The sequence below is a fragment of the Bradyrhizobium elkanii WSM2783 genome (genome assembly GCF_000472865.1).
In the GTDB taxonomy this organism is placed as follows: Bacteria; Pseudomonadota; Alphaproteobacteria; order Rhizobiales; family Xanthobacteraceae; genus Bradyrhizobium; species Bradyrhizobium elkanii_A.
Genome location: NZ_AXAP01000148.1, coordinates 1 through 10,496, shown reverse-complemented (window position 1 = coordinate 10,496; position 10,496 = coordinate 1). Strand labels below are relative to the sequence as shown.

Sequence of the window (10,496 nt, the reverse complement as noted above, 5' to 3'; positions counted from 1 at the left end):
CACGGCAGAGCGCGCCCAGATATCCACCAGCCGTCGCAAATCGTCGGACAACTTGTCGAGTTCAAGGCCATCCGCCGCGCATTCGTCAGCGACTTCACCGTCGCGCAACTCGTTGGGCCGACTCGATCTCAATCAACGAGCTCGCCCGCGGCGCTCAAATCCCCATAACGCCTGCCGCACCGCCTTACGTTTCTCACGCGCGGTTTCCTCCCTTGGAGGCTTTCGGACGCCGGCCGCCGAATACGCCGCGCCCTCCCTCAAGCGGCCGGCATCCGAAACCCTTCACAACAACGGAAGTCGGCCCAGTTTGATGTCCTCGCTCGCTGCAGAACAGCGAGCTTGCCGTCTGAAAGTCGTAGAGATGATAGAGATCGCGGCGTCACTCAACGCCGCTCTCCTGCTGCAAGGCCAAAACCTTCGACGAGAAGCGCATAATCCTCGGGCCGCATCCAGGGCGGCCTTTGCTGCCAACGCTGAAGCTGATCCGCCGATTGAGGGGGGATACGTTCAAGTGTTTCGCGCGCCTCGTCCGAACGCCCGAGATAAGCAAGCGACGCCGCGAGGTACTGGGAAGTGACGGCATAACCCGGACGCAGGCGAGCAACTTGGCGCAATGTCTGCAGCGCAGCGATGAAATCGCGTGAAAAGAACTGCAAAAGCCCACGCCAGATCAACCAAAGCCAAATCAGCGGATCGTGTGGACTGGCACGCATTGCCTGCTGCAGCCTTTCGAGTGCTTCCTCTCGATAACCGCCGAACCCGAGCACACAACCAAGCATGCTGATGACAAAGGCACTGTTTGGATTGAGGGCAATTGCGGTGCGCGCTTCGGCGATCGCCGCCTCCCATTCGCTACCCCACATCAGCATGTGTGCCAGCACAGCATGCGCCACCGCATCCTTGTCATCGAGCGATACCGCGATTTGCGCTTCTTCGCGAGCGGTTTCTTGAACCTCCAAGAAGGGGCGACTCGAGAAGTGCCAGATGTCCCATTGGAGAGCCAGCGCATATCCATAGTGGCCGGGAGCGAAATTCGGATCGAGCGCGATAGCTTGGCTGAAGAAGGCGAGCGCGGCTTTGTTCTCCTGCGGTCGGTATTTGTGGAGGTGCCAAAGGCCGCGCTGATAGGCTTCCCACGCGTCAAGTCGCTCAGGCGGTTTGCGCAGCACGCGCTCTTGCTCGGCGGCAGCCAATGCCGGCTCGATAACTGCGGCGACGCTCGCGGCGATCTCATCCTGAACCGCAAAGATGTCGCCAAGATCGCGGTCGTAGCGCTCGGCCCACAGATGCACGCCTGTAAGCCCATCGATCAATTGTCCGGTGATGCGTATCCTGTTGCCGCCTTTGCGCACTGAACCCTCGAGCACATAGCGAACGCCTAGCTCGCGCCCAGCCTGCTTCACATCGACGGCATGCCCGCTGTAGGTAAAGCTCGAATTGTGAGCGATCACAAAAAGCCAGCGGATACGGGAGAGCGCTGTAATGATATCCTCGACTATGCCGCAGGCAAAATATTCCTGTTCCGGATCGCCGCTCATGTTTTGGAACGGCAACACCGCGATCGACGGCTTGTCGGGAAGCGGAAGTGACTCATGGATCTGAGGGTGCGGAGGCGGCATGTCAGGCGCAACCGTCCCGAAATTACTAATCGACTTTGTCGCGTAGACGCGCACCAGGCGATTGATGTTCTTCAGCCTTTGCTCGCCACGATCAATGAATTCGACCGTGACCTTGCCGCGAACCTGATCGTACACGGAAGCTGAGATACAGATGCCGCCCGGTTCGGCGATGCCCTCAAGTCGGGCCGCGACATTGACGCCATCGCCAAGAATGTCATCCCCCTCGATCAGAATGTCGCCGAGGTTGATCCCGATCCGAAACAGCATGCGCCGCGCCTCGGGGATCCCATTGTTCCGCTGGACCATCACCACTTGCATAGCGGCCGCGCACTCGACTGCATCAACTACCGAGGGAAACTCAAGCAGCACACCGTCTCCGGTAGTCTTGACGATGCGGCCGCCGCGTTTGGCCACAAGTGCGTCAATCACCGCTCGGTGCTCGCGGAGCGTGTGGGCGGTGCCGACCTCGTCGAAGCTCATGAGCCGCGAGTAGCCTGCAACGTCAGCCGCGACTATGGCCGCCAACCTGCGTCCGACCCGCGCCTCCGCCATGTGTAGGCTCCGCTTTATAAAAAACAAGACTACGAGGTAAAATCGCGGCGAGTCCATAGGGTTCTGAAGGCCCGCTATGGGTCAATCGCGTCGATTTGGCCGTGCGCCGACGACTTCCGGTTCTTCCTCATAAGCAGACCTTCTTTGTGTCCGCCTGCATGTCTCAATCGGGCCACAAGCGGACTCAGGCATCGCAGCAAACATCAGGCAGAGCGTTTCCCGCAATCAATTTCGTGTACTTGGGTCGCAACAGTTTGGGTTGTAACCGTCACTGTGCGGGCACGAGCACCGGGGCGCCCTTTTTCGCCGGCTGGGTGCGGCTTGCGTTCCGGTCGAGGACATGAACATCGCCAGGGCCTTCATAGAAGGTCTGTCCCGGTGTCAGTGTCACCTCTTGTCCACCCTTCAACTGCATCACGACGGAGCCCTCCAGCACGTAAACAAACGCATGTGCGTTGTGTCGGCAGCGGCGAGCCGCGTTGAGAGCGCGCGGCCGATGCCTTTGCTGGCACCGGTGACGAGAAATGCCCGTTTTGTCATGATGTCTCTACCTCTCGTGAACAAGGGCGGCCAAGCGCACCTGATCCGCAATCACGGGGGAGATCAGGACGACCTCGCCAGCGTCGTGCGGCCGAGTTTCGTGGTCGACCAGCAGGGGTCCGCAGAACCGCCCGGCCCCAACACCTGCTCGACCTACCGCCGCGGTCAACCTGCCGCTGCGTGCAGCGCTACCGATCGATATGCAGAGAAGTCCGTGTAACCCACCTCGCCGCGTCGGGTGTAATAAGTTGATCGGTCGGCCTCGGCCAACGGCCAGCCGTGCTTGAGACGCTCAACAAGGTCCGGGTTTGCGATATACGGTCTGCCGAAGGCGATCAGGTCCACCAGCCCGGTGTCGAGCGAAGCTTGGGCGCGCTCGCGGTCCTTGAAGCCGCCACACCAGATGAAGGCGCCAGGAAACGCCGCCCGAACCTTGGCAAGCAGAGCGTGGTCAAGGTACCGAGGTTTGAACTCCGCCGTCTCCATATTTCCTTCGGGCATAAGCTCGTAGAGCAGATGGATGTATGCCACGCCGCGACGCCCCAATTGCTCGGCAAGGTACAAAAACGTTTCCTCGACAAGCGGCTCCGGCGGCATGGAGTTGTACTTGCCGAACGGAGACAGGCGAACACCCACGCGCCCCTGACCGAATTCAGCCACCACTGCATCGACGACTTCCATCAGGAAGCGCGTACGATCTTCCATGCTGCCCCCGCCGTAGCGGTCGGTGCGCGTATTGAGCACCGAGTTCATGAACTGGTCGAACAGATAGCCGTTGGCTGCATGGAGTTCGACACCATCGAAACCGGCGTGCCGTGCATTGGCGGCGGCTTTGGCGAAGGTGCCCACCATGGCCGACACCTCATCCGTGCTGAGGGGCCTCGGCGTCTCCGCAGGCATATAACCCAACCGGCCGTCCGGGCCGTGGGCAAACACCGACGAACCCTCTGCCCGTTGCGCGGTGACACCCACCGGGGCCTGGCCGTTCGGCAGAATCGAGGAATGGGCCATCCTGCCGACGTGCCACAACTGCAGAAAGATCGTGCCGCCATGACGGTGAACCTCATCGGTCACCAGACGCCAGCCCTGCATTTGGGCTTCCGAGTGAATTCCGGGTGTCCTCGCGTAACCGTGGCTGGACTGATCCACGTCGGCGGCCTCGGTAATGATCAGACCGGCACTGGCCCGCTGGCCGTAATAGGTGGCGATCAGCTCGTTCGGGAGGTCACCATCGGTCGGGAGGTCGCCCTCAGACGTTCGCGTGCGAGTCATGGGCGGCATGACGATGCGGTTCTTCAGCGGAACAGTGCCGCCAAGCAGTTGAGATTCGAATAGGTCAGTCATAGCTTTTCCCTCGGTCGGTTGCCATCGAAGGTTTACTTTTCGGCAGCCGTACCCATCTACACACCGTTTAGTCAGTGGTGGCGAATGAAGATCATGAAGAGACTGCCGGGCTTGCCGGCCGAGCGCGCGCTAGGCGTCTTTTCGGGACGTTGGAAGGCGGTCATCCTTCATGTGCTGTTGGATGGCCCGCAACGCACATGCGAGCTGGAACAGCGCATCACCGGCATCTCGCAGAAGGTGTTGCTCGAGCAACTGCGAGCGCTTGAGGAACACGGAATGGTGAGCCGGCAGCCCAGCGCCGGACATCGTCAGGGCATCGAATACCTGCTCACCCCGCTCGGCGAAAGCCTGCGGTCCATCTTGGAGGCGGTCATCGAATGGGGAGCCCATCACGCCAAGGAGCTCGATGAGGTCCATAGGCTTCTGCCATGCGACGCTGTCGTTCGAGATCGCACTGTCCGAGAGGTTCAGGCGCATTCCTCATTACGTGAGCCCCGCGCGACACCGCGTCCAGGCGTATCGTTGTCGCGCATCCGCCGTCCATAACTCCCGATCGGAAAGGCCCTTCGTTAGCTGATCTTTTGCGCGACGCTGGCCCGTCAAACACATCGTCGACCTCATGCCTCGACAAACTCCTGCACCGAGGATACGCGACCATGCCCGCTGCGTTCATGAAGATGCTGCGTTGGGCTGCGGTCGATAAGCAAACTAACCAGTTCCGGCCGGCTGTAATGACCGCGGGAATCCATCAGGCGTTTCCGCTGATCAATAAGCGCGAAGTCGAGATCTGCGATCACTTCACCCTCGCCCGAGCGAAGCGGCTCTCCGATCAATTGCCCATCTGGCGACACGATTGCGGTAAAGCAACCTCCCGAGATCGGCCCTATGCTGCAGCCAGTATCCTCCATGATTTGTGCCTGCTGGTCTGGGCTGAGCCAGGCGGTCGCATTGACCACGAAGCATGCCGATTCCAGCGCATGTTGCCGGATATTGACCTGCGTTTGTTCCGAGAACAGGTCGCCTGCAAACGAGCCGGGATACATTGAGGAATGGATCTGTTCGCCGTCGGCCATCAAAGCATAGCGCGCGAGCGGATTGTAGTGCTCCCAGCAAGCGAGCTGCCCGATACGCCCCACCGCGCTGTCGACAGCACGCAAGCCCGACCCGTCGCCCTGTCCCCAGATCATGCGCTCGTGGTAAGTTGGGGTAGTTTTCCTGCGGCGTTGAATCAGAGTTCCATCGGAGTCAAACAACAGTTGTGCGTTGTATAGGCTTCCTCCGTCACGCTCGTTGACGCCGATCGACGCGACCAAACCAGCTTGCCGGCACGCCTCGCCGATCGCGGAGGTGACTTCCGAGGGAACGGTGACCGCCTGATCGATCAACCGAAGATGTTCCTTACCGAGATTGAGCTGAAAAGCGGACTGCACGAACGAGAAGTAGGGATAGTACGGAATGATCGTTTCGGGGAACGTCGCGAACTGTACACCTTGACGTCCGAGCTCGGCGATTTTTTCAACTACTTTTCCCACCGTACCCTCACGGCTATATAGGACCGGACTGATTTGCACCGCGGCGGCTCTAACTTTACTCATGGATTGTACCTCCTTATGTTGTACCTACAACGGAATGGGCAAAAGGCTGCCTCTGCGCGTCAAGCCGTCAGAGTCCCTTGGCAATACTCTTAACGGCCGCCACACCACTCTCGCCCAGCAGATCCTTTCCGAGCTTTTGGGCAGCGCGCCATGCTGGCGCGGCCTCGCTCAGCAGCTTTCTCCCTGCTTTCGTTATCGCGATTGCCCGGCCCCCCCGAGAATTGGAAGCCGCCGTTTCCATGATCCAGCCTTCTGACAGCATCAGCTGAAGATTTCGCGTTAGCGTCGATCTTTCCTGATGATTTTGCCGGCCGATCTCGGCGCGGCTCGCCTCTCCAAGCCGTGCGATGACGACCAGGAGAGAAAACTGAGGTGCGTTGATGCCGAATGGTCGAAGGTGCTGATCATAGATACTAGTGATAACCCGTGAAATCTGGCGCGTCCGCGTCAGTAGACACTCACGATTTATCTCGTTCGCCAAAGCGTCGATCATTTGCATTCCACTGCTATAACTCACTTAAATTAGTGTATATGCAACACAAATCAACGGATTGCTCTCCAAATCGTGAATATGTTCTCGCAGTCGTCCCACCCACTGGAACCATGGCCGGACCGGGGCGCGCCAACGTGTAACCGACTTAGGTCAGTCGCGGATATACGGTACCCGACGGTGATTGAGCGCAAGAGACACGTCCTGTGCTGGCGCGCTTGATGATCAAGGCTGCGCGGGTCGATCACTTGCGGATGTCGATGTTCTTCTGCCCCCTTTCTACTTGGTCAATGACAAGCAACTTGACCGGCTCCAAGCCCTCAGCCCTGCCTGTGTGCCACCGCTCTATCGCCTCAACGACAAAGTCGCCAGGTCCGTAAACGTCGCTTCTACCGGTTGCGGTGTAGGTCACACGAAGCTGCCCGGACAAGACATACCCGTATCGCGGGTACTTGTGCTGATGTTCTGGCAGGACAGTGCCTGGACGGATCTCGTACACAGACACAGTCACCTGTGGGTCGTCTAGCGACAGGACAAGGGGTTGGTCAATCGCAGTTGTCGAAGTCGACAAAATCGGCTTCTCCACGATGCCATTCTCACCCGCTCGCAGCGGCGCCGCTAGTAGCATTATAACTGAACCTAGGTATGCAAACTTCATCGCAAGCTCCTGTCGAACTTTCACCGATGCTGTAGCAGCTGGACCGCCAGCTCTTTTGGCATGTCGAGCATCACATCATGTCCGCACGCAAGCTCCGCCTGCCACCAGCGGCGCTCTCCTGCCTGGGTGAAAAATTGCCTGAATGGCCCCTCAAAGCCGGCCGCCAGAATGTATCCGATGGCTGGGACGCCATCGCAGGCCCCGCTGATCTGCGCCGGCACTTCAAAAGTGGACAACGGGTGCATCGTGCACTGTCGGTCCACCCACTCGGCATCTGCCGCGTTGACCGCGAACGACCGCGCCGGGGGTGGCGGGACCTTCCAACCATCGCCGTTGGCCACAGCCAGCTCCCGGTACCTCCTGCCGCTATCAGGCAAGTAGTCAAAAAGTGCTTTGCCGTTGTCAGGCACGAAAGCATCGAGATAGACAAGAGAGCGAACCCGGTCCGGCATACGGTCGGCAACGTGACGCGCGACGACTCCGCCGTAGGAGTGTCCCACCAGGACGATTTCGCGCAGGTCTTCAAAAATCATGAGGTTGGCGACATCTGCGATGTGGGTGTCGAGGCCGACATCGCGGCTCAAGAGATGCGAGCGTTCTCCAATGCCCGTCAGCGTTGGCGTAAATACCCTGTGCGCTTCCGACGCCAGCAGGCCGCGCACGCGACTCCAACACCAACTGCCATGCCACGCTCCGTGGATTAGGACGTAATCTGTCATTGCGATGTATTCCTTGCGATATCGGCGCCGAACACGAGACGACCTGAAGGTGAAAGGGACCGCGCAAATAGCGGCATCGCGCCGACATGTGGAGGAGGCGCCTCCTTCTGCCTAGTCTGTTTTTCATACTTGAAGTTGACCCGCGGGTGACTACATCGCGCGCATGTCAACCGATTACGGTCAGTTCTGTCCGGTCGCAAAGGCATCGGAGATTTTCGCCAACCGCTGGACTCCGCTCATCGTGCGCGAGCTGATGGCTGGCTCACTCTCTTTCAGCGACATCCATCGCGGCGTGCCGCTGATCTCCCGGGCCGTCCTGGTCGCCCGGCTGCGTGAGCTGCAGAACTACGGTGTCATTGATCGCCGGCCGCGCTCCGATGGCGCCGGTCATGAGTACTGGCTCACGCCCGCCGGCGAGGACTTGCGTGCGGTGGTGGAAGCACTCGGCCAGTGGGGAATGACCCACACCCGGGACCGGATCAAACGTTCCGATCTTGATCCCGCCCTCCTGATATGGGGATTGCGCAGGCGTGTTGATCTGAGCGCGTTGCCGGATCGCCGCATCGTCCTGCGCTTCGAATTTTCTGGCGTGCCGGCGAGCCGTACGAAATTCCGAATCATGTGGTTGATCCTCGGACGATCGGGTGTCGATGTATGCATGAAGGACCCGGGATTTGCCGTCGATCTTACACTTCGCGGCAATATCCGCGATTACGTCGAGGTCTATCTTGGCCATAGGAAATGGCGCGACGCAGCCCGCACGGCACTGCAGTTCGATGGCGATCAGCGGATTGCGAGAGCGTTCCCTGTCTGGCTGCGATTTGAAACGGTAAGCAACCGAAATGCTCCGGCCCTGCACTTCGCTGCGCGGCCTGTTTCCGTTGAGACCGATCATTCGGATAGGCTGCCGTCCCGGCCCCGCGGAATGCGGGCTCGGTCGCCCGGCGGTTCGCGCGCGACAGATCGCAGGCGCGCGTACGACTCGCGGTCACCGTAACGCCGTCCTTGGCTCGGTTGTTCGTTATCCCTGGAGTGATCTCGAGCGGGGGCCCGCTGCAACCTCCCGGGGGACATCAGCCGCCCGTCTGGTTGTCTCGAGTCCCCCCGACTCTCATGGGCCAGCTAAGATGCGCGAACCAGCCCGACCTCGATTTCGCTCCGAGGACCGCTTCGGGTCAAACTGAGAAGAACTCAGTATGAGCCCATGTTTTCCGCTTTGCCCCCGAATGCGGCCATTCATCATAGCAGTTGGCATGTCTCAGAAGGCCACATGCGGACTTCTGCACCGCAGCAAACAGGAGAGCGCCATTGCGGTGCGTGGCAACGTCGGATCTACTAGTTGCCCACTAGGGAAGCCCGACATGAAGGAAGCGCATCCGGACTCCAGCCATCTCTATGAGGTGGAGCGTCGTGTTGAGCATGCAGTCCGCCCGGGATTTCGTATTCTGGAGTTTGCAGCTCTCGCTGACGCAGAAGGTGCCCTGGCACAGCCACACCAATATCTCCGATACTTTCTACGTTCTGGAAGGACACGTGAAGCTGTTCTTGCAGGACCCAAAAGAGGAAGTGAATCTGAAGCCCGGCGAAGTCTATGTAGTCAGACCGGCGCGACCGCATCTGGTGACCAACGGTGGCGCGAAATCGCTCACGTTTCTGAATTTACAAGGTGTGGGTGAAATCGATTTCGTTCCGGCGCGTTGACTTTTCGCCACCGCGGCGCGCAGCCGACCACTCAAACCGGCAAAGCGTTATCCGCCGCTTTGCCCCTGGTACGCTCCCTGACTCCAGCCGAAAGCATGCGATGTCTCACGCGGCTCAACGCCGCTTCACGTACCATGCATCCGGGTCATCGCGGCCGAAGCGAGTCGTCGACGCTATGTCTGGTTTATCCGCGATAGTGACCGAACTGCGAACGTCCTTGATTGACGACATTGAGCGAAAAAGAAGCCGCCAATTACTGCAGCCCCCTTTCTCATGAGGTGAAAGTCACCACCAATGGCGATGATGCCACCAGCCACAGTGGTGGCCGCGGTGCCAACCGTAGTGATGGCCACGGTACCAACCAAAGTGATGGCCGCGACCGCCGTGATGGCCCCACCCATGCCCATGCCCGTGGCCGCCCTTGACCTGAATAACCGCTTCATCGGCTCCGCCCAGCGTATAGGGGGTTGCTACGGGCATAGCCGATGCCGAAACGGTTGGCGCGAGTGCAAAGGCACAGACGGTAGTCCGATTATCAGAAGCCGCTTCATTTTGGTGCCTCCTCCTTTCTGAGAGGTGCTCGCGCGAACTATCCGCTTCGTTTTGAATATTGACTGAACAGGCGTAAACGCCCGTTCAGCACCGTTGCGACTGACTGCTAGGATCGACTACTCATCCGCCTCCCGTTCGCGGCGCAGATCCGAGGAGGAGCGGGCCCCTGGTCTGTCGAAAAACTGTGGGGCTAGTGACGCTCTGGAAGAATCTCCAAAGCCACTATATTGTTAGCGTGCATCAAGAGAGGGGCTGACGCCCTCGCCAACCTGCCGTCCCGGGCAAGGTGGCTCCCGCAAGGGGATGCGGCCAATTCGGCAACGATACGGGTCGCACGGGTGTCAGCCTCCTCGCCAATGCGATGGAGGTATTTTTTATGGCTGACGTATTCTCTAGTCCCCTCGATGAGCATCAGAGCGCATTTGTCGATCCCTGGAGTCATCAGCCCCAGAATTGGGGAGATATTCCAGATGACGCGGTGTTCGCTGGGGCATGGCACCTAAACGTCGGAATCGACACTCTTCATGAAGCGCTTTTTCTTGCACGTGATGACCATGGGGACCGCCTGTGGTCACTAACAACACCAGCTGAGAAGGCCACGCGAGAGAATTTAGACGCCCGCGACAACGGCGATCGCGCCTGGATCAAGCGGAAGATCAGTTGCGGCTGTGTGGCCGGAGCGGTTCGCGTCGGAAGTCCGCGCGATGCGGCGAGCATCCTAATGAA

11 protein-coding genes and 1 riboswitch are annotated in these 10,496 nt (G+C 59.5%); of the genes, 4 read left to right on the top strand and 7 right to left on the bottom strand.

Annotation, left to right across the window (positions count from 1 at the left end; translation table 11 throughout):
- Positions 1-383: 383 nt before the first annotated feature.
- From YY7_RS0147915 to YY7_RS0147905, 3 genes are all read right to left on the bottom strand, one after another.
- Positions 384-2,171, bottom strand: coding sequence for an adenylate/guanylate cyclase domain-containing protein (locus YY7_RS0147915; RefSeq protein WP_028169192.1), 1,788 nt, complete (start codon positions 2,169-2,171; stop codon positions 384-386).
- A gap of 268 nt (positions 2,172-2,439) precedes the next feature.
- Positions 2,440-2,586, bottom strand: a complete 147-nt coding sequence (locus YY7_RS55820; RefSeq protein ID WP_349642725.1) for a hypothetical protein — start codon at positions 2,584-2,586, stop codon at positions 2,440-2,442.
- A 290-nt stretch (positions 2,587-2,876) separates the two neighbouring features.
- Positions 2,877-4,055, bottom strand: coding sequence for an alkene reductase (locus tag YY7_RS0147905; RefSeq protein WP_028169191.1), 1,179 nt, complete (start codon positions 4,053-4,055; stop codon positions 2,877-2,879).
- Positions 4,056-4,139: 84 nt separating this feature from the next.
- Between YY7_RS0147905 and YY7_RS59770 the strand changes: the two genes are divergently transcribed.
- The gene (locus tag YY7_RS59770) at positions 4,140-4,601 is read left to right on the top strand and encodes a winged helix-turn-helix transcriptional regulator (RefSeq protein ID WP_080664196.1); all 462 of its coding nucleotides are present in this window, start codon (positions 4,140-4,142) and stop codon (positions 4,599-4,601) included.
- Between the two features lie 71 nt (positions 4,602-4,672).
- Here YY7_RS59770 and YY7_RS0147895 read toward each other — a convergent pair whose 3' ends face one another.
- The 4 genes from YY7_RS0147895 to YY7_RS0147880 form a co-directional block, all read right to left on the bottom strand.
- Complete coding sequence (locus YY7_RS0147895) at positions 4,673-5,650, bottom strand: nitrilase-related carbon-nitrogen hydrolase (protein ID WP_028169189.1); 978 nt, start codon at positions 5,648-5,650, stop codon at positions 4,673-4,675.
- A 67-nt stretch (positions 5,651-5,717) separates the two neighbouring features.
- Complete coding sequence (locus YY7_RS0147890) at positions 5,718-6,143, bottom strand: MarR family winged helix-turn-helix transcriptional regulator (protein ID WP_245287694.1); 426 nt, start codon at positions 6,141-6,143, stop codon at positions 5,718-5,720.
- Positions 6,144-6,384: 241 nt separating this feature from the next.
- On the bottom strand, positions 6,385-6,798 hold the full coding sequence (locus tag YY7_RS0147885) for a cupin domain-containing protein (protein WP_028169187.1): 414 nt from the start codon (positions 6,796-6,798) through the stop codon (positions 6,385-6,387).
- A 20-nt stretch (positions 6,799-6,818) separates the two neighbouring features.
- Positions 6,819-7,517 carry an alpha/beta fold hydrolase gene (locus YY7_RS0147880; protein ID WP_028169186.1) on the bottom strand — a complete coding sequence of 233 codons (699 nt, stop codon included), beginning with the start codon at positions 7,515-7,517 and terminating at the stop codon, positions 6,819-6,821.
- A 163-nt stretch (positions 7,518-7,680) separates the two neighbouring features.
- On the opposite strand from YY7_RS0147880, the gene YY7_RS55815 reads away from it, so the two are divergent.
- The 3 genes from YY7_RS55815 to YY7_RS62790 all read left to right on the top strand — a co-directional run.
- Positions 7,681-8,514 (top strand): winged helix-turn-helix transcriptional regulator, encoded by an 834-nt coding sequence (locus tag YY7_RS55815; RefSeq protein WP_051397352.1) that lies wholly within the window; start codon positions 7,681-7,683, stop codon positions 8,512-8,514.
- A gap of 422 nt (positions 8,515-8,936) precedes the next feature.
- On the top strand, positions 8,937-9,218 hold the full coding sequence (locus YY7_RS55810) for a cupin domain-containing protein (RefSeq protein WP_051397351.1): 282 nt from the start codon (positions 8,937-8,939) through the stop codon (positions 9,216-9,218).
- A 784-nt stretch (positions 9,219-10,002) separates the two neighbouring features.
- A riboswitch (SAM-I-IV-variant riboswitch) is annotated at positions 10,003-10,105 on the top strand.
- A gap of 41 nt (positions 10,106-10,146) precedes the next feature.
- Positions 10,147-10,496: hypothetical protein (locus YY7_RS62790; RefSeq protein WP_210164759.1), on the top strand; the 350-nt coding region annotated here is incomplete at its 3' end.

Coding starts and splice junctions, on each gene's coding strand:
- YY7_RS0147915 (WP_028169192.1), bottom strand. CDS start 2,171: ATGGCGGAGGCGCGGGTCGGACGCAGGTTGGCGGCCATAGTCGCGGCT.
- YY7_RS55820 (WP_349642725.1), bottom strand. CDS start 2,586: ATGCAGTTGAAGGGTGGACAAGAGGTGACACTGACACCGGGACAGACC.
- YY7_RS0147905 (WP_028169191.1), bottom strand. CDS start 4,055: ATGACTGACCTATTCGAATCTCAACTGCTTGGCGGCACTGTTCCGCTG.
- YY7_RS59770 (WP_080664196.1), top strand. CDS start 4,140: ATGAAGATCATGAAGAGACTGCCGGGCTTGCCGGCCGAGCGCGCGCTA.
- YY7_RS0147895 (WP_028169189.1), bottom strand. CDS start 5,650: ATGAGTAAAGTTAGAGCCGCCGCGGTGCAAATCAGTCCGGTCCTATAT.
- YY7_RS0147890 (WP_245287694.1), bottom strand. CDS start 6,143: ATGATCGACGCTTTGGCGAACGAGATAAATCGTGAGTGTCTACTGACG.
- YY7_RS0147885 (WP_028169187.1), bottom strand. CDS start 6,798: ATGAAGTTTGCATACCTAGGTTCAGTTATAATGCTACTAGCGGCGCCG.
- YY7_RS0147880 (WP_028169186.1), bottom strand. CDS start 7,517: ATGACAGATTACGTCCTAATCCACGGAGCGTGGCATGGCAGTTGGTGT.
- YY7_RS55815 (WP_051397352.1), top strand. CDS start 7,681: ATGTCAACCGATTACGGTCAGTTCTGTCCGGTCGCAAAGGCATCGGAG.
- YY7_RS55810 (WP_051397351.1), top strand. CDS start 8,937: ATGCAGTCCGCCCGGGATTTCGTATTCTGGAGTTTGCAGCTCTCGCTG.